This window comes from Pseudomonas sp. FW305-25 (assembly GCF_017351415.1).
Lineage (GTDB): Bacteria > Pseudomonadota > Gammaproteobacteria > Pseudomonadales > Pseudomonadaceae > Aquipseudomonas > Aquipseudomonas chlororaphis.
Map to the genome: position 1 here is coordinate 13,351 of NZ_JACNDE010000015.1, position 17,305 is coordinate 30,655.

Annotated in this window: 15 protein-coding genes; 13 read left to right on the top strand and 2 right to left on the bottom strand. The window is 61.7% G+C overall.

The window, feature by feature from the left end; all coding sequences use genetic code 11:
* Positions 1-67 precede the first annotated feature (67 nt).
* Positions 68-1,009: a class I SAM-dependent methyltransferase gene (locus J4E58_RS16045; RefSeq protein ID WP_087088170.1), complete on the bottom strand. Its 942-nt coding sequence runs from the start codon at positions 1,007-1,009 to the stop codon at positions 68-70.
* A gap of 140 nt (positions 1,010-1,149) precedes the next feature.
* Here J4E58_RS16045 and J4E58_RS31975 point away from each other — a divergent pair, with 140 nt between their 5' ends.
* The 11 genes from J4E58_RS31975 to J4E58_RS16095 all read left to right on the top strand — a co-directional run bounded on the left by J4E58_RS31975 (position 1,150) and on the right by J4E58_RS16095 (position 14,102).
* Positions 1,150-1,281 (top strand): hypothetical protein, encoded by a 132-nt coding sequence (locus J4E58_RS31975; RefSeq protein WP_256583235.1) that lies wholly within the window; start codon positions 1,150-1,152, stop codon positions 1,279-1,281.
* A 281-nt stretch (positions 1,282-1,562) separates the two neighbouring features.
* Positions 1,563-3,239 (top strand): MFS transporter, encoded by a 1,677-nt coding sequence (locus tag J4E58_RS16050; protein ID WP_087088168.1) that lies wholly within the window; start codon positions 1,563-1,565, stop codon positions 3,237-3,239.
* Between the two features lie 326 nt (positions 3,240-3,565).
* Positions 3,566-5,014 carry an NAD-dependent succinate-semialdehyde dehydrogenase gene (locus tag J4E58_RS16055; RefSeq protein WP_087088166.1) on the top strand — a complete coding sequence of 483 codons (1,449 nt, stop codon included), beginning with the start codon at positions 3,566-3,568 and terminating at the stop codon, positions 5,012-5,014.
* A gap of 31 nt (positions 5,015-5,045) precedes the next feature.
* A complete protein-coding gene (locus J4E58_RS16060) occupies positions 5,046-6,638 on the top strand; it encodes a gamma-glutamyltransferase family protein (protein WP_087088164.1) in 1,593 nt (530 codons plus the stop codon).
* 26 nt (positions 6,639-6,664) lie between these two features.
* A complete protein-coding gene (locus J4E58_RS16065) occupies positions 6,665-8,044 on the top strand; it encodes an aminotransferase (protein WP_007924918.1) in 1,380 nt (459 codons plus the stop codon).
* A 24-nt stretch (positions 8,045-8,068) separates the two neighbouring features.
* The gene (locus tag J4E58_RS16070; protein ID WP_007924927.1) at positions 8,069-8,557 is read left to right on the top strand and encodes a RidA family protein; all 489 of its coding nucleotides are present in this window, start codon (positions 8,069-8,071) and stop codon (positions 8,555-8,557) included.
* An 18-nt stretch (positions 8,558-8,575) separates the two neighbouring features.
* Positions 8,576-9,232, top strand: a complete 657-nt coding sequence (locus J4E58_RS16075; protein WP_007924929.1) for a GntR family transcriptional regulator — start codon at positions 8,576-8,578, stop codon at positions 9,230-9,232.
* Between the two features lie 127 nt (positions 9,233-9,359).
* Positions 9,360-10,478: an ABC transporter substrate-binding protein gene (locus tag J4E58_RS16080; RefSeq protein ID WP_087088162.1), complete on the top strand. Its 1,119-nt coding sequence runs from the start codon at positions 9,360-9,362 to the stop codon at positions 10,476-10,478.
* Between the two features lie 57 nt (positions 10,479-10,535).
* A complete protein-coding gene (locus J4E58_RS16085) occupies positions 10,536-12,530 on the top strand; it encodes an ABC transporter permease subunit (RefSeq protein WP_087088159.1) in 1,995 nt (664 codons plus the stop codon).
* A 7-nt stretch (positions 12,531-12,537) separates the two neighbouring features.
* Positions 12,538-13,398 (top strand): ABC transporter ATP-binding protein, encoded by an 861-nt coding sequence (locus tag J4E58_RS16090; RefSeq protein WP_256583234.1) that lies wholly within the window; start codon positions 12,538-12,540, stop codon positions 13,396-13,398.
* Positions 13,395-14,102, top strand: a complete 708-nt coding sequence (locus J4E58_RS16095; RefSeq protein WP_087088157.1) for an ABC transporter ATP-binding protein — start codon at positions 13,395-13,397, stop codon at positions 14,100-14,102. Before J4E58_RS16090 ends, J4E58_RS16095 begins: the two co-directional genes overlap by 4 nt.
* A gap of 88 nt (positions 14,103-14,190) precedes the next feature.
* Here J4E58_RS16095 and J4E58_RS16100 read toward each other — a convergent pair whose 3' ends face one another.
* Positions 14,191-14,541, bottom strand: coding sequence for a VOC family protein (locus J4E58_RS16100; RefSeq protein WP_087088156.1), 351 nt, complete (start codon positions 14,539-14,541; stop codon positions 14,191-14,193).
* Between the two features lie 229 nt (positions 14,542-14,770).
* Here J4E58_RS16100 and J4E58_RS16105 point away from each other — a divergent pair, with 229 nt between their 5' ends.
* Entirely contained in the window at positions 14,771-15,151 is a 381-nt protein-coding gene (locus tag J4E58_RS16105; protein WP_009043240.1) for a RidA family protein, read from the top strand.
* A 118-nt stretch (positions 15,152-15,269) separates the two neighbouring features.
* Positions 15,270-17,258 (top strand): U32 family peptidase, encoded by a 1,989-nt coding sequence (locus J4E58_RS16110; protein WP_007924947.1) that lies wholly within the window; start codon positions 15,270-15,272, stop codon positions 17,256-17,258.
* Positions 17,259-17,305: the final 47 nt, after the last annotated feature.

A 17,305-nucleotide genomic window follows, 5' to 3' on the forward strand; every position in this document is an offset into this window, starting at 1 on the left:
CTGGGCTATCGGGGCTCAGGCCGAGGGCGGTGGTGTCTGCTGAGGGGCCGGGCGAGGGATGCCGGGCTTATTCGACCCGACGGAATACCAGCGCCTTCAAGCCGCTCTCGATATCGCTATCGGGAAACTCCGGCGGGTTGTCCAGGCGTTGCTCGAAGCGCAGGCCCGGGGCTTCGCGGGTGACACCGTCGATCAGGAAGTCCGAGCCGACGGCCGGGTCGTTCATGCAGGCCAGCACGCAGCCGTCGGCCGTGAGCAGTTCTGGCAGGCGCCGCAGCACCCGGGCGTAGTCCTTGGTCAGCAGGAAGCTGCCTTTCTGGAACGAAGGCGGGTCGATGATCACCAGGTCGTAGGGCCCGCCACTTTTTACCTTGCTCCAGGACTTGAACAGGTCGTGGCCGAGAAAGCTCACCCGGCTCAGGTCGTGGCCGTTGAGCCGGTGATTGTCGCGGCCACGGCTCAGGGCCGCGTGCGACATGTCGAGGTTGACCACATGGGTCGCGCCGCCTTCGATGGCCGCCACCGAGAAGCCGCAGGTGTAGGCGAACAGGTTCAGCACGCGCTTGCCCCGGGCATTGGCGCGCACCCAGTTGCGGCCGTAACGCATGTCGAGAAACAGGCCGTTGTTCTGCTTCTGGCCCAGGTCCACCCGATAGCGCAGGCCTTCCTCGACCAGGGTCCATTCATCGATAGGTTCGCCCACCAGCCAGTCCACCGGGCTTTGCAGCTGATAACGGTGTTGCAGCAGCAGGGTGTGGGCACCACAGGCCTGCCACTGCGGCGAGGTGCTGAGTGCCAGCAGCAACTGCTTGAGCGCCTCCAGCTGCTGCGGCTCCGGCTCCTTGAACAGCGCCACCAGCACCACGCCCTGCAGCCAGTCGACGGTCACTTGCTCCAGCCCCGGCCAGCAACGCCCGCGGCCATGGAACAGGCGCCGGGTTTCCGCCGGAGCGGACGCCAGGGCTGTCAGCAGGTGATGGTGCAGGATGGAGAGGGCGTCGGGGTTCATCGCAGGAGGGCCGGAAATAAAAGGGCGGGCATTTTAAACACAAATGCCGCGTGGGGAACGCGGCAAGTCAGTGGCCTGCACCCGTGCCGATGGCCGGGGCTATGTCGAGCGGGGCTGCCGATCAGGTGTGGAACAGGGCGATGGCAAAGGAAACCACGATCATGCAGGCGACCGCAAAATTGATATTCATGACGTACTTGTCCGACGGTATTGAAGGTGGCGCCATTCTGAAGGCATCGGTGGAAAATGAAAAATCCGCTTTCATGATTTGAATGATCGACGGCAGTGATGGTTGACGGCGGCGTGGCAGGAGGGCCGCCAGGCGGCGGGCGAGTGGATATCTGCACGAAGCTGATTATGCTTCAGGGAAACCTGGCAGCGATGCGAGGCCGTCAGCCTGTTTCCATGCTTTGTGCAATCCGTAGTTCGATGAGCTTCAGTTCGGTGACATCAGTTCAATGAGCTTCAGTTCGATGACATCAGCCCAGGGCCTGGGTGCGGCAAGGGTAGTAAGGCACTCCGGCCTATAACAAGAACAAGACGGAGAACCCTCATGCCGGCAATCGATAGTACAACCACGGGCAGCACGCCCAACCGCGGGATCACCCGGGAGGAGCGCAAGGTCATTTTCGCTTCGTCCCTGGGCACCGTATTCGAGTGGTACGACTTCTACCTCTACGGCTCGTTAGCCGCGATCATCGCCAAGCACTTCTTTGCTGGCGTCAACGAGACCACCTCCTTCATCTTCGCCCTCCTGGCATTCGCCGCGGGCTTTGCCGTGCGGCCGTTCGGCGCGATCGTGTTCGGCCGCCTGGGCGACATGATCGGGCGCAAGCACACCTTCCTCATCACCATCGTGATCATGGGGGTCTCCACCGCTGTGGTCGGCCTGCTGCCCAGCTATACGACCATCGGTGTGGCAGCGCCGATCATCCTGATCAGCCTGCGCCTGCTGCAAGGCCTGGCCCTGGGCGGCGAGTATGGCGGCGCGGCGACCTATGTGGCCGAGCACGCCCCCAAGGGCAAGCGCGGCTACTTCACGTCGTGGATCCAGACCACGGCGACCCTGGGCCTGTTCCTGTCGCTGCTGGTGATCCTCGCCTGCCGCACGATCCTCGGCACCGAAGCCTTCGAGGCCTGGGGCTGGCGGATTCCCTTCCTGCTGTCGATCCTGCTGCTGATCGTCTCGGTGTACATCCGCCTGCAACTGAGCGAGTCGCCGGTGTTCCAGAAGATGAAGGCCGAAGGCAAGTCGTCCAAGGCGCCGCTGACCGAGTCCTTCGCCCGCTGGGACAACCTCAAGATCGTGATCATGGCGCTGCTCGGCGGCACCGCCGGCCAGGCGGTGGTCTGGTACACCGGGCAGTTCTACGCGCTGTTCTTCCTGCTGCAGACGCTCAAGATCGACCCGCAGACCGCCAACCTGCTGATCGCCGGCTCGCTGCTGATCGGCACGCCGTTCTTCATCCTGTTCGGCAGCCTGTCGGACCGCATCGGTCGCAAGGGCATCATCATGGCCGGCTGCGTCCTCGCGGCGCTGACCTACTTTCCGATCTTCCATGCGCTGACCCAATACGGTAACCCCGACGTCTTCAGCGCCCAGGCGCGCAACCCGGTCACGGTGATCGCCGATCCCGCCCAGTGCTCGTTCCAGTTCGACCCAGTGGGCAAGGCCAAATTCACCAGTTCCTGCGACCTGGCCAAGAGCGTGCTGGCGAAGAAAGCCATCCCTTACGCGAACGAGAAGGCCGAGCCGGGCGCCGTGGCGCAGATCCGGATCGGCGACAAGGTGATGGCGAGCTTCGAAGGCACCGGCATGCCGGCCGCCGACTTCAAGGCGCAGAACGATGCCTTCGTCGCCACCCTGGGCAGCGCCCTCAAGGACGCCGGCTACCCCGAGAAGGCCGATCCGGCCAAGACCAACTATCCGGCGGTGCTGGCATTGCTGACCCTGCTGGTGATCTACGTGACCATGGTCTACGGCCCGATCGCCGCCTGGCTGGTGGAGCTGTTCCCGGCGCGCATCCGCTACACCTCGATGTCGTTGCCGTATCACATCGGCAACGGCTGGTTCGGCGGCTTCCTGCCGACGGTGGCGTTCGCCATGGTGGCGGCCACCGGGGACATCTACTACGGGCTCTGGTACCCGATCGTCATCGCGGTGATGACGGCGATCCTGGGCACCTTGTTCCTGCCGGAAACCAAGGATCGGGACATTCACCACACTTGAGGTGCGCACGTCCTCTCCCGCCTGGGAGAGGGCGTGCCTGTGATTGCGCGCGACGCAACGCCAAGTCCCATCCTTATCGAGTTCATCGAGGGCGCTCCTTGAGCGGCCAAGCCGAACATCCGCTTTAGCCCGTCGCAGTGGTTCAACGCTCCAGGCAGCGGGCGCCACGGCCTTTCCCCATTCAAATCAATTGCAACGCCTCTCCACGTTCATCAAACCGTGTCGCTCAGGGGTATGTCCTGTCGTTTTTTGGAATTGCCGGATTTGAATAAAGGTGCTTATATGAATTCATGTATTAATGTATCCAATTATCCAGGTAGCCAAAAATGCAACCTCTACCCTGTGAGCTCATCAAGGATCAGTGTTTCGTCGCGGGTCACTGGATCGAGGCGCCAGACAAGCGAACGTTCAGCGTGACCAATCCGGCTACCGGCCAGGCGATTGGCTCGGTGCCCCGTGTGGGCGCTGCGCAGACCCTGGATGCCATTGAGCGAGCCAGGCTGGCCCAGCAGAGCTGGAAGATGCAGCCCGCCAAGGAGCGGGCCAGGCTGTTGTTCCAATGGGCCGAGCTGGTTGAGTCGCACACTGAAGAGCTGGCCCGCATCCTGACGGCGGAGCAGGGCAAGCCGCTGGCCGAGGCGCGTGGTGAAGTGGGCTCCACGGTGGCCTATCTGCGCTGGTTCGCCGAGGAGGCGCGTCGTATCGAGGGGCAGGTGCTGCCGTCGCCTTCGGAGGACCAGCACTACCTGGTTTTTCGCGAACCGGTGGGCGTGTGTGCGGCGATCACCCCGTGGAATTTCCCTTCATCGATGATCGCTCGCAAAGTCGCCCCCGCGCTGGCGGCGGGCTGCACCCTGATCCTCAAGCCCGCGGAGCAGACACCGTTGTCGGCATTGGCCTTGGCTGCCCTGGCAGAAGAGGCTGGTTTGCCGGCAGGGGTCTTCTCGGTGATTACCGGGGATCCGCAAGAGATTGGCGACGTGCTGTGCGCGAGCGACACGGTAAGAAAGATCAGCTTCACCGGGTCTACCCAGGTGGGGCGCATGCTGATCGCGCAATGTGCCCCGTCCATCAAGAAGCTGTCGCTGGAACTGGGAGGCAACGCACCTTTTATCGTCTTCGAGGATGCGGACCTGGACGCCGCCGTGAAATCCCTGGTCGCGGTCAAGTTTCGCAACGCCGGGCAGATGTGTACCAGTGCCAACCGCGTTCTGGTGCATGCGGGCATTTACGATGAATTCCTCGAGCGTTTGATTGACGCGGTGAAAGCGCTGAAGGTGGGCGATGGCCTGGACCCAGGCACGCAGGTCGGCCCTCTGATCGACGGACGTGCCGTGCATAAGCTCGACGCCTTGATCGGCGATGCCGTGGTCGGGAATGCGCGCCTGTTGCTGGGCGGCAGCCGGCACTCGCTGGGCGGCACGTTCTTTGAACCGACGGTCCTGGCAGAAGTGGATGCCTCAATGCGCATGGCCCGTGAGGAAATCTTCGGGCCGGTTGCCGCCTTGTATCGCTTCTCTTCAGAGGAAGAGGCCATCGCCATGGCCAACGCCACCGAATACGGTCTGGCTGCCTATTTCTTCAGTCGGGACATGGCGCGGGTGTTCCGTGTGCTGCGCCAGTTGGAGTACGGCATGGTCGGCGTCAACAGCCATTTGATCGCCAATGAAGTCGCGCCTTTTGGCGGAGTCAAACAATCCGGACTGGGCCGCGAAGGGGCCCGGGAAGGAATCAATGAGTATCTGGAAACCAAGTTCGCTTGTATTCAGGTTTGAGTTAAGCCCTTTCCATGCTGAGTGAAAAATAATGCACAAAACATTCAACTGGGATCTTCCCTATCCATCGCAAAAGATGCCGCTGCTGGCGAAGAACGTTGTCACCACTTCGCAGCCGCTGGCGGCGCAAGCCGGCGTGCGAATGCTGCTGGCTGGCGGTAATGCGGTAGATGCGGCGTTGGCCACGGCAATCGCCCTGACCGTGGTCGAGCCGGTCATGAACGGAATCGGCGGCGACCTGTTCGCCCTGGTATGGGACAACGGCCAGCTGCACGGTCTCGATGCCTGCGGACGGGCCCCCGCGGCTTGGGACCTGGAACATTTTGCCGGCCAGCGCCAGATGCCGACCAAAGGTTGGGACAGCGTGACGGTGCCGGGGCAGGTAGCGGGTTGGGCAGCCCTGTCGCGACGTTTTGGCAAGTTGCCGTTCCCGCAGTTGTTCGGGCCGGCGCTCGAGTATGCGCAGGAGGGGTTCGCTGTCAGTCCGCAGATCGCCCGACAGTGGCAGGCCCAGGCCCCCGACCTGATGGAGCAGCCAGGTTTTCGCGAGGCCTTCACGCGAGACGGTAAATTGCCTGCGGCAGGTGACTGGTGGCGTTTTCCCGAGCAGGCGGCGTCGCTTCAGAGCATCGCGCAAAGCCATGGCGAAAGTTTCTATCGTGGCGAGCTCGCCGAACGGATCCTGGCCTTCGCCAGGCAATGCGGAGCCGCCTTGTGCGCTGACGACCTGGCGGCCATGGAAGTGGAATGGGTCAAACCGATCAGCCAGGACTTTCGCGGCTACACCCTGCATGAGATCCCGCCCAGCGGCCAGGGCATCGCCGCCCTCATGGCGCTGGGCATGCTCGAGTCGTTCGATATTGAATCCATGGGCCTCGACAGCCCCGATGCCTATCACGTGATGATCGAAGCCATGAAGCTCGCCTTTGCGGATCTGCATGCGCATGTCGGTGATCGCACGCACATGAAGCATTCGGCCGAGGCGCTGCTGGACAAGAACTATCTGCGCCAGCGTGCACAGCTCATTCAGCCCCAGGCTTCATCGGTGGTCGCCGGTACTCCAGCGCTTGGCGGTACGGTCTATCTCGCCGCGGCGGACGCCGACGGGATGATGGTTTCGTTTATCCAGTCCAACTACAAGGGCTTCGGCTCCGGGGTCGTCGTGCCCGGCACCGGCATCAGCCTGCACAACCGTGGCATGGGGTTTGTCCTGGAGCCTGGGCATGTGAACCAGGTCAGCCCGGGGAAAAAGCCCTTGCACAGCATCATCCCGGGTTTCATCAGCCGGGGAGGCGAGCCGGTCATGGCCATGGGGGTGATGGGCGGCAGCATGCAGGCGCAAGGTCACCTGCAAATGATGACGCGCCTGGCCTGCTTCGATCAGAACCCGCAGGCCATGAGCGATGCCCCGCGCTTTCGCGTCGAGGCGGGGCCCGTCGTTCACCTGGAGGCGCATACCCCGGCCCATGTCATTGAATCGCTGAAAAACCGCGGTCACCACCTGCAGATCCATGAGCCCGGGAGCATGGAGTTTGGCAGCGCCCAGCTGATCCAGTGCGGCGCAAACGGCAGCTACGTTGCCGCCTCCGATTCCCGTCGTGACGGCCAGGCTGTCGGTTACTGATCCACCCCATACAAGAGAATAAAAACATGCACGCACCTACCGAACAGAACCTTTCCCGCCTCGATGCACAGCATCACTTGCACGGGTTCAGCAATGCAGTGAAGAACCGCGAGGAAGGCTCGCTGATCATGGACCGCGGGGAGGGCATCTACGTTTTTGACGAGCAGGGTGAGAAGTACATCGAAGCACTGTCCGGCCTCTGGAGCGTGGCGGTCGGCTTCAGCGAGGAGCGCTTGGTCGAAGCGGCTGCACGGCAGATGAAGAAGCTGCCGTTCTACCACACCTTCACCCAGCGCTCGAACCAGCCCTTGGTTGAACTGGCGCAAAAGCTGATCGCCCTGGCGCCTGTTCCCATGAGCAAGGCCTTCTTCACCAACTCCGGTTCCGAGGCCAACGACACGGCGATCAAGCTGGTGTGGTATCGCGCCAATGCCTTGGGGCAGCCACAGAAGACCAAGATCATCTCGCGCAATCGTGCCTACCACGGTGTAACGCTGGGTGCCTCCAGCCTGACCGGCCTGCCTCATGTCCAGGGTGGTTTCAACGCGCCGTTGCCGGGTTTCTTTCATTTGACCGCGCCGCACTATTACCGCGAAGGCCGGCCGGGTGAGTCCGAAGCGGATTTTTCCCAGCGCCTGGCACAGGAACTGGAAGCGCTGATTATGCGCGAGGGGCCGCAGACCATTGGCGCCATGTTCGCTGAACCCTTGATGGGCGCGGGAGGGGTAATACTGCCACCGGCCGGTTACTGGACCTTGATCCAGGCGGTCCTTGAAAAGCACGACATTCTGCTGGTCGCCGATGAGGTGATCTGCGGCTTCGGGCGGACCGGCAAGATGTTCGGCAGCGAGCACTTCGGCATCACCCCGGACATGATGGTGCTCTCCAAGCAGCTTTCATCTTCCTATCTGCCGATTTCCGCTTTGCTGATCAACGAAAAGGTCTACTCGGCCGTCGCTGCGCAAAGTGCGAGTCGCGGCACCTTTGGCCATGGCCTGACGGCAGGGGGGCATCCGGTGGCTGCCGCGGTGGCGCTGGAGAACATCAAGATCATCCAAGAGCGTGAATTGGTGGCGAAGGCCTGTGCCCTGGGCGAATACCTGGCCACTCGCCTGGCCAGGCTTGCCGCGCATCCGCTGGTAGGCGAGGTGCGGTCCCTGGGTTTGATCGGGGCGATCGAACTCGTTGGCAACAAGGATGACAAGACGCCATACCTGGCCGCCGGAAATCTGGGGACGATGATGTCCGCTGCGTTGTTCCGTCGTAAGGTCATTACGCGCAATATCGGTGATGCCATTGCGTTGTGCCCGCCGTTGATCATTACTCAAGAGCAACTTGCAGACCTGTTGGACCGTTACGAAGAGGCGCTGGCCGAAGTGACTGCCGAGGTCCAGGGCAGTCGTTGAAACACGAGACAGGAGCACGGCGGCATGAAAGTTGAACAGCGTTTAAAAGAGATGGGCATTGAATTACCGCTTGCCGAAGTGGGCGAACATTACTACGGCACCAAATATGGAAAAATGAAACCTCACTATATCAGCGGCAACTTGTTGTTTCTGTCCGGGCAAACCGCCGGGTTGAATGCCCAAGGCGAGGCGAGATATCCCGGCCGCGTAGGGCGTTCCATTGATGTCGATCAGGCGCGTGAAGCGGCAAAGTTGACGGGTATTAATTGCATTGCCGCGATCAAGAATGCCATTGGTGATCTGGATCGCGTAGTGGGTATTGCCAGGGTTCTTAACTTTGTAGCCTGCGACATTGATTTTACCGAGCCGCATCTGGTGTCGAGCGCCATGAGCGATTTACTGGTGGACGCCTTTGGGGAGACAATAGGAATTGCCCCAAGGGCAACCATCGGAGTCACGTCGCTAGCGGACGATTACTGTTTCGAAACTTGGGTGACTGTCGAGTTTTCCTGAGCATATACAGAGGGTGTCATGGCTGAGCAAATCGAATTTAACGGACTCGCACTTTCGGCTGAAGGTGAGGCATATCGCTTCATCGAAAGCGGAATCCGGCAGGGCCGTTATCGCGCGGGAGAGCGGCTCGTCGCCGAGGATATTGCCGCTGAAATCGGCATGAGCCGAATGCCGGTACGCGAAGCCTTCCGCAGGCTTTCCGCCGAAGGACTGCTGCATATCAGGCCGAACCGCGGGGCAATCGTGCGCGGCTTGAATGCGCAGGAAATGCGCGAAGTATTCGAAATTCGTGCCAGCCTTGAAGCCCTGGCGGCCGGTCTCGCCATGCCCAGGCTGACGCCGCAATCCATTGCAACTCTGGAACATTTGCTTGACCAGATGGAACTGTGCAACTCGGATTATTCCGAATGGGTCACTAAACATCGTGAGTTCCATGAGTACCTGTCGGGATTGGCCGGCATGCCACGTCTCAATGCTCAGCTCGTCGGCTTGCATTCCTCGCTGGAGCCTTACATGCGCATATGGCTTGAACATGCGGATAAGCCGATGACTTCGCGGGATGATCATGCGGGCATTATTCGAGCCCTCAAAAGTGGCGATCAGGCGTTGGTAGAGTCGGTGGTGCGGGAACATGTAAGGGCTACGATTCCTGCACTGGTAACTTTAGTAAGTTAATAACCTGGCGAGAGCCGTCAGTTAAATTTACTACTTGTTTCAGCGTGACCTCCTTAGTTGTCAAGGAGGTCGCGACAGGGATGTTTCGCCTTGAATTCAACAATAACAATATTTAAAGAGGTGCAGCATGTTCAAACGAATAGTATCAACTGCGGCATGCAGTGCAGTGCTGTTATGTTCCGTTGTCTCGCGTGCGTCGGAACCTGTCCAGGTCGGCTTTACCGCCACCTTGACCGGCGATTTCGCTTCCTACGGCCTGGATGTGCGCAAAGGCTTTGAGTTGGGTGTCGAGAAGGTCAGGTCGGAGGACGACGTGAACCTCCAGGTCAAGGTGTCCGACGATCACGGCCAGCCCAACGATGGCGTGTTGGCGGCGGGGCGTTTCTGCGAGGACCAGGACACCCTGGCGGTGGCCGGCTACACCTTCAGTTCGGTCGCCCTGGCTGCCGCACCGATCCTGAAAAAGTGCCAGATGCCGATCGTGGCCTCGGCGATCACCAGCCCGCAGCTGACGGGCATCAACCCGTACTTTCGGCGCCTGATCATGACCGACGCGGCCCAGGGCGCGATGATGGGCGAGTACGTCGCTCGGACGATGGGAGTCAAATCGCTCTACATCCTGTACCAGCAGGACGATTACGGCATCGGGATCAACAAGGCTTTCGCCGATGCCTTCGTGGCGGCGGGCGGCACCCTGGCCGGGCAGAACAGCTACAACCTGGGGACCAAGGATTTCCGGACCATCCTCGCCGGCGTCAAGCAGCGCAAGCCCGATGCGATTTTTATCGGCGGCTTCTACACCGAGGCAGCGATGATCGCCAAGCAGACCCAATCGCTGGGCATCAACGCCCGCCTGATCGGCACCGATGGCGCGCTGTCGTCGCAGCTTGTGCAGTTGGGCGGCAGCGCCACCGAGGGCATGACGCTGTATGGCATGTTCGATAGCCACTCGCAGACGTCAGCGCAAACTGCAGCGTTCGTCCAGCAATACGTTGCCAAATACCAGCAAGAGCCCAATGGCTGGGCGGCCTTGGGCTACGACACGGCGTTGACCCTGGGCGCGGCGGCGAAGGCTGCGCGTGCCAGCGGCCCGCTCAATCGAGCCTCCATGAACGATGCACTCAGCAGCATCGAGCGCCTGCCAGGCGCGACCGGCGACATCTCCTTCCAGGCCGACGGAGACCGATCGGGTTCACTGCATTACTTCACTGTGAAAAGTGGCAAGTTCGTTCTAGCCGACCAGTAATGACATCGCGGTGTGCGGGGGCGGTTTGCCGCCCCTGCAAAACCGCTGGAGATCCTCATGCTTTACTTTGAGCAGCTTCTGATAAATGGCCTGATGCTCGGGGCCATTTATGCCCTGGCGGCGGTGGCTTACACGCTGGTTTACGGTGTAGTCAAAATGGTGAATTTCGCATTTGGCGAGCTGTTCATGCTGGGCGCCTTTATCACCTTGTCACTGATGTTGCCCGAGCTTTCACTGTTCGGATATCAGGTGGCGATGCCGAACCTGAACTTCTTCCTGGCGGCCCTGGTCGCGATGGTGTCGGTGGCGGCGCTGGGAGCCCTGATCGACCGCATCGCCTATCGGCCGCTACGCAATGCCCCGCGCATGGCTTCGCTGATTACCTCGATTGCGGTCTCGGTACTCTTGCAGAGTCTGGCCCAGACCGTCTGGGGGCCCAGCTCGCTGAGTTTTCCAGAGACGCCCCTGACGCGTCTGCCGGCGCTCCAGCTCGGTGAAATCATGGTCACCGGCGTTGAATGGCTGGTCATGGCTTCCGCGCTGGTGGCCATGATCGCCCTGCAGCTGTTCGTCCACTACACCTCGCTGGGACGGGCGATGCGCGCTTCGGCTCAGGACCCGACGGCCGCTTACCTGGTGGGTATTCCAGTGAACCGGATCATCGGCCTGGCCTTTGTGCTCGGTTCGGCGTTCGCCGCGTTTGCCGGCACTCTCTATGCGCAATCCTTCGCGTTCGCCAGCCCCACCATGGGCTTCGCGCCCGGCTTGAAGGCGTTGACGGCGGCGGTGCTTGGTGGGATCGGCAATATTCCCGGGGCCGCGGTCGGTGGGTTGTTGCTCGGCCTGGTCGAATCGCTGTGTTCCGGCTATATCCCCGGCGGCGCCATCTATCAGGACGCCCTGAGTTTTGTCCTGCTGGTGCTGCTACTGCTGGTCCGTCCGCAGGGGCTGCTGGGCAGGAAGGAAATGAATAGCCATGCCCGTGGAAGCCTGACCAGTGACAGAACCGACAAAGGCTCATGGGTCACCGCGCCATTGCGCCTGCTCGATGGTGTGTTCGCTTCACGCCTGATGGCGAGCAACCTGGTCAAGTTCGTCGCCATCGCCGCAGCCGTAGGTGTCGGTTTTGGTATCCAGTCCGACTACTGGCTCGGCATTCTGGTGATGGTCCTGCTCTATGGCATGCTCGCCAGCGGGCTGAACATCGTGGTCGGCTTCGCGGGCTTGCTGGACCTGGGGTTCGTCGCGTTCTGGGCCGTCGGGGCGTACTACACCTCGATCGTATTCGTCAGTGTGCTTCAGGGTGTCTATGGCCTGGACATCGCCGCCACCTGGTGGGTGCTGTATGCCAACCTGATCATTGGCGGGCTGATTGCCGCCCTGTTCGGGGTATTCCTGGGCTACCCGACGCTGCGGGTCCGCGGCGACTACCTGGCGATCATGACCCTGGGTTTCGGTGAAATCGTGCGCGTCGTCGTGACCAACTGGGTCCCGGTGACCAATGGCCCTATGGGGATTCGCGGGATTCCGTTGCCCATGCTGTTTGGCTACGAGATTGGCTCGACCCGGGCGCTTTACTTCTTCGCCCTGGCACTGAGCGTCGTGCTGCTGTTCTGCATTGGCTGGGTCGTGCGTTCCTTCGTCGGCAGGGCCTGGGTGGCGCTGCGCGAGGATGACGACGCGGCGGAGGCGATGGGCATCCACGGCACGCGCTACAAACTGCTGGCTTATGCGTGCAGCGGATTTGTCGGTGGTCTGGTCGGGGTGTTCTACGCGCACTTCCAGCAGTACATCAGCCCCATCAGCTTCACGCTGTTCGAGAACATCGTGATCCTGATGCTGGTGGTGCTCGGCGGTATGGGAACCATGATCGGGCCCTTCGTCGGTGCCGCGGTATGGATCGTGTTCCTGCAAGCCTCCCTCAATATTCCCTTTGTCGAGAGCTTCCCCGAGTCTCGATACATCCTGCTGGGCGCCATGCTGATCGCATTGATGCTGTTTCGTCCCAGTGGTTTAGCCGCCAAGGCCCGTCAGCGTCTTGTAATGGGGTAATCCGATGATGCCTGTAGTCAACAATCATGAGCTTTTCACACCCCTGCTGGTCGAGCCGATGACCGCGCAAAAACCTGTCAGTCGAGCCGATATGAGAGCCAGCGTTGTTCTGCGAGCCAGCGAATTGACCGTGCGCTTTGGTGGCCTGAGCGCGGTCAGCCATTTGAACCTCGAGGTGCGCAGCCATTCGGTGCATGCGCTCATAGGCCCGAACGGCGCCGGCAAGAGCACGGCGGTCAATGCCTTATCGGGATTCGCCGTTCTCGATGCAGGAAATGTCACCATCGGCGACAAGACCTCGGGTCACTGGACCGCCCACGCCATCGCCCAGGCAGGCTTGGCGCGGACTTTCCAGAATATCCGTCTGTTCGGCGAGATGACGGTTCTGGAAACCGTCCTGGTGGGGCGTCATGCGGGTTTCCAGGGCGGGTTGTTCGCGGCCCTGTTCAGGACAAGGTCCGCGGTCGAGTTCGAGCGCAACACAGTGGAAGAGGCCAGGGCGTTGATCCGGTTTGTCGGGTTGCCGCCCAATGTCGAAGGGGTGCCAGCCAATTCATTGCCCTATGGCCATCAACGTCGAGTGGAAATCGCCCGCGCGTTGATCTCCAAGCCCAAGGTGTTGCTCCTGGACGAACCGCTGGCGGGCATGAACGTATCGGAGAAGGCGGCTCTGAGCGAGTTGATCGACCAGGTCCGGGAAAGCGGGGTGGCGATCCTGCTGATCGAGCACGACATGGACGTCATCCGAAGCCTTGCCAACTTCACGACCGTGCTTTACCAGGGGAAAAAATTGATCAGCGGGACCACCCATGACGTGCTGAGCCATGCAGAAGTCCAGGCTGCCTATCTGGGGAGGGCCAAAGCATGAATCAGCTTCTTGAGGTCAGCAGCCTCTGCGTGGCGTATGGCGGTATCGAAGCGGTGAAGGGCATATCCCTGTCGATAGACAAGGATGAAATCGTGAGCCTGATCGGCAGCAACGGTGCCGGCAAGACCACGACGCTGCGGGCCATTTCCGGCCTCTTGCCGTGCAAGAGTGGCAAGGTGAGCTTCCAGGGCAAGGACATCACCACGCTTTCACCTGATGCGCGAGTGCGCATGAGGCTGGCTCATGTGCCCGAGGGGCGTCACGTATTCCCGGGATTGACGATCGAGGAAAATATAAAGCTGGGCAGCTACACCCGCCATGATCGCAAAGCCATTGCCGACGACATCGAGGACATGTACCAGCTGTTCCCGATCCTGAAGGAGCGACGCAAGCAGCAGGCGGGCACCATGTCCGGCGGCGAGCAGCAAATGCTGGCCATTGCCCGGGCGATGATGTCCCGCCCGGAGCTACTGATCTTGGATGAACCGACCATGGGGCTTTCACCGAAAATGATTGAGGTGGTACTCGATACCCTTCGAGAGATTCGCTCGCGGAAAACACCGATCCTGCTCGTCGAACAGAACACAGTGGAAGCCATCCAGATGGCGACTCGCGTGTATGCCCTGCGTGTCGGCGAGATCGTTTCCGTGCTGGCGGGGGAAAGCGTGACCGAGGAAGCCTTGAAAGACTTCTACCTGAGCTAGCGCAGGAGCAGGTCTTTGCGTGCAGCAGCGCACGTTGGGTTTTCCAGCTCAGGTAGAAGCGGGCCGCTGACAGAGGGCCCGTTACCCCTCAATTGTGCTGCACGATCTGGATCAGGTTGCCGCACGTATCGTCGAAGACCGCGAGGGTCACCGGGCCGGTAACTGTCGGCGCTCGGGTGAACTGCACACCGGCGGCGCTCAGCCGGGCATATTCGGCGTGTACATCCTCGACCCCGAAGAAAGTGGAGGGGATGCCATCGCGTTTCAGTGCCGAGGTGAATGGCTTGGCGGCCGGGTGAGCGTCGGGGGAGGTCAGCGTCAGCCAGCGATGCTCGCCCATGGCAATGTCGTGCTTGAGCTGAAAACCCAGCACGTCCCGGTAGAAGGCCAGGGCCTTGGCCTGGTCGTCGACGACCACGCTGGTGATCACGATCTTCATGGGTTTGTTCTCCGTATTGATGCGCGAATGGCCAGCAGGATATCGAGGGCCTGTCGGCGATAAGTGCCTGACAGGGATAATAGTCGGGCAGCAGCGTCTCCCTCGCCCTGGAGTGTTACAGGCTGCCACCGGGCGAGGAGGGCGGGCCGGGTTTTCCCGCCGATTCCCGCACGACCCGGCGCCGGGGTTGTAAACTGGCGCCCTTTATCCCCTCGAACAAGAGAGCCCCATGGCCAACCACGATATCGATTTCATTCCCGATCCCGACGCGGACTCCATCTCCTCCGACGTTGCCGGTTTCGCCGGCATCCTGGTCTCCACCCAGATCCCCACCCGTGCCGACGGCAGCCTGGAGCTGGGCGACATCACTGCGCAGAGCGAGTGCACCCTGCAGGCGCTCAAGGTGGCCCTGGAAAAGGCCGGCAGCTCCATGGACCGGGTCCTGCACCTGACCATCTACCTCACCGACATGGCCGAGCGCGCGGCGTTCAACGAGGTCTACCAGCGCTTCTTCGCCAAGCCCTGGCCGGTGCGCGCCGCCGTTGGCGTGGCGTCCCTGGCGGTCGAAGGCATGCGTGTGGAAGTCACCGCGATGGCGGCCAAGGGCTGAGTTTGCGGCGTTATCCGGTGGTGCCGCTCGGCGAGTGGGCGCCACCGGGCAGTACACGGGTGCCGGTCAGGCGTTTCGCCGCTACAATGCGCGCCTCGACGAGCCTGACTAAAAAAATATGTCCTTGCCCAAGCATCACCTGGAATTGCTCAGCCCTGCCCGCGATGTCGCCATCGCCCGCGAGGCCATCCTGCATGGCGCCGACGCCGTGTACATCGGCGGCCCGAGCTTCGGCGCGCGCCACAACGCCTGCAACGAAGTGAGCGAAATCGCCGGGCTGGTGGAGTTCGCCCGCCGTTACCACGCGCGGATCTTCACCACTATCAACACCATCCTCCACGACAACGAGCTGGAGCCGGCGCGCAAGCTGATCCACCAGCTGTACGACGCGGGCGTCGATGCGTTGATCGTCCAGGACCTGGGCGTGATGGAGCTGGACATTCCGCCGATCGAGCTGCACGCCAGCACCCAGACCGATATCCGCACCCTGGCCCGGGCCAAGTTCCTCGACCAGGCCGGCTTCTCGCAACTGGTCCTGGCCCGCGAGCTGAACCTGCAGGAAATCCGCGCCATCGCCGACGAGACCGACGCGGCGATCGAGTTCTTCATCCATGGCGCGCTGTGCGTGGCCTTCTCCGGCCAGTGCAACATCTCCCATGCGCAGACCGGCCGCAGCGCCAACCGTGGCGACTGCTCCCAGGCCTGCCGCCTGCCGTACACCCTCAAGGATGAAAAGGGCGGCGTGATCGCCTATGAGAAGCACCTGCTGTCGATGAAGGACAACAACCAGAGCGCCAACATCCGCGCCCTGGTGGAAGCCGGCGTGCGTTCGTTCAAGATCGAAGGGCGCTACAAGGACATGGGCTATGTGAAGAACATCACTGCCTATTACCGCCAGCGCCTGGACGACGTGCTCGAAGACCGTATCGACCTGGCCCGCGCTTCCAGCGGCCGCACCGCGCACTTCTTCCTGCCCGACCCGGAAAAGACTTTCCACCGCGGCAGCACCGATTATTTCGTTACCGATCGCAAGATCGACATCGGCGCCTTCGACTCGCCGACCTTTACCGGCCTGCCGGTGGGCGTGGTGGAGAAAGTCGCCAAGCGCGACCTGCACGTGGTGACCCATGAGCCGTTGTCCAACGGTGACGGCCTCAACGTGCTGGTCAAGCGCGAAGTGGTGGGTTTCCGCGCCAACATCGCCGAGCCCAAGGGCGAGTTCGAAGAGGACGGCGAGAAGCGCTATCGCTATCGCGTCGAGCCCAACGAGATGCCGGAAGGCCTGTACAAGCTGCGGCCGAACCACCCGCTGAACCGCAACCTCGATCACAACTGGCAGCAGGCCCTGCAGAAGACTTCGTCCGAGCGTCGCGTGGCCCTGAGCTGGGTCGCGCGCCTGCGCGAAGAACAGCTGGAAGTGACCGCGACCAGCGAAGAAGGCATCAGCGCCAGCGTGACCCTGGACGGCCCGTTCGGCGTCGCCAACAAGCCGGAGCAGGCGCTGGAGCAACTGCGCGACCTGCTCGGCCAGCTCGGCACCACGCAGTACCACGCCATCGACATCAAGCTCGATGCGCCGCAGGCTTACTTCATCCCCAACTCGCAGCTCAAGGCCTTGCGCCGCGAAGTGATCGAAGCCTTGACCGCCGCGCGGGTTGCCGCTCACCCGCGTGGCAGCCGCAAGGCCGAGACCACGCCGCCACCGGTGTACCCGGAGTCGCACCTGTCGTTCCTGGCCAACGTGTACAACCAGAAGGCCCGCGACTTCTACCATCGCCATGGGGTGAAGCTGATCGATGCGGCCTACGAGGCCCACGAAGAGGCCGGCGAAGTGCCGGTGATGATCACCAAGCACTGCCTGCGTTTCTCCTTCAACCTGTGCCCGAAACAGGCCAAGGGCGTCACCGGCGTGCGCACCAAGGTGGCGCCGATGCAGCTGATTCACGGTGACGAAGTGCTGACCCTGAAGTTCGACTGCAAGCCGTGCGAGATGCACATCATCGGCAAGATGAAAGGCCACATCCTCAACATGCCGCAACCGGGCAGCGTGGTCGGCCACATCAGCCCCGAAGACCTGCTCAAGACCATCCCTCGCGCTCCGCACTGAGTGGCGGGCGCGGCGCCATCACGGCGTCGCGCTCGTTCAAGCGCTAG

Excerpts from the sequence above, each read along its gene's own strand:
- J4E58_RS16095 (WP_087088157.1), top strand. The coding sequence starts at position 13,395 with ATGAATCAGCTTCTTGAGGTCAGCAGCCTCTGCGTGGCGTATGGCGGT.
- J4E58_RS16075 (WP_007924929.1), top strand. The coding sequence starts at position 8,576 with ATGGCTGAGCAAATCGAATTTAACGGACTCGCACTTTCGGCTGAAGGT.
- J4E58_RS16045 (WP_087088170.1), bottom strand. The coding sequence starts at position 1,009 with ATGAACCCCGACGCCCTCTCCATCCTGCACCATCACCTGCTGACAGCC.
- J4E58_RS16085 (WP_087088159.1), top strand. The coding sequence starts at position 10,536 with ATGCTTTACTTTGAGCAGCTTCTGATAAATGGCCTGATGCTCGGGGCC.
- J4E58_RS16090 (WP_256583234.1), top strand. The coding sequence starts at position 12,538 with ATGCCTGTAGTCAACAATCATGAGCTTTTCACACCCCTGCTGGTCGAG.
- J4E58_RS16080 (WP_087088162.1), top strand. The coding sequence starts at position 9,360 with ATGTTCAAACGAATAGTATCAACTGCGGCATGCAGTGCAGTGCTGTTA.
- J4E58_RS16110 (WP_007924947.1), top strand. The coding sequence starts at position 15,270 with ATGTCCTTGCCCAAGCATCACCTGGAATTGCTCAGCCCTGCCCGCGAT.
- J4E58_RS16060 (WP_087088164.1), top strand. The coding sequence starts at position 5,046 with ATGCACAAAACATTCAACTGGGATCTTCCCTATCCATCGCAAAAGATG.
- J4E58_RS16105 (WP_009043240.1), top strand. The coding sequence starts at position 14,771 with ATGGCCAACCACGATATCGATTTCATTCCCGATCCCGACGCGGACTCC.
- J4E58_RS16065 (WP_007924918.1), top strand. The coding sequence starts at position 6,665 with ATGCACGCACCTACCGAACAGAACCTTTCCCGCCTCGATGCACAGCAT.
- J4E58_RS16100 (WP_087088156.1), bottom strand. The coding sequence starts at position 14,541 with ATGAAGATCGTGATCACCAGCGTGGTCGTCGACGACCAGGCCAAGGCC.
- J4E58_RS16050 (WP_087088168.1), top strand. The coding sequence starts at position 1,563 with ATGCCGGCAATCGATAGTACAACCACGGGCAGCACGCCCAACCGCGGG.
- J4E58_RS31975 (WP_256583235.1), top strand. The coding sequence starts at position 1,150 with ATGGCAAAGGAAACCACGATCATGCAGGCGACCGCAAAATTGATATTC.
- J4E58_RS16070 (WP_007924927.1), top strand. The coding sequence starts at position 8,069 with ATGAAAGTTGAACAGCGTTTAAAAGAGATGGGCATTGAATTACCGCTT.
- J4E58_RS16055 (WP_087088166.1), top strand. The coding sequence starts at position 3,566 with ATGCAACCTCTACCCTGTGAGCTCATCAAGGATCAGTGTTTCGTCGCG.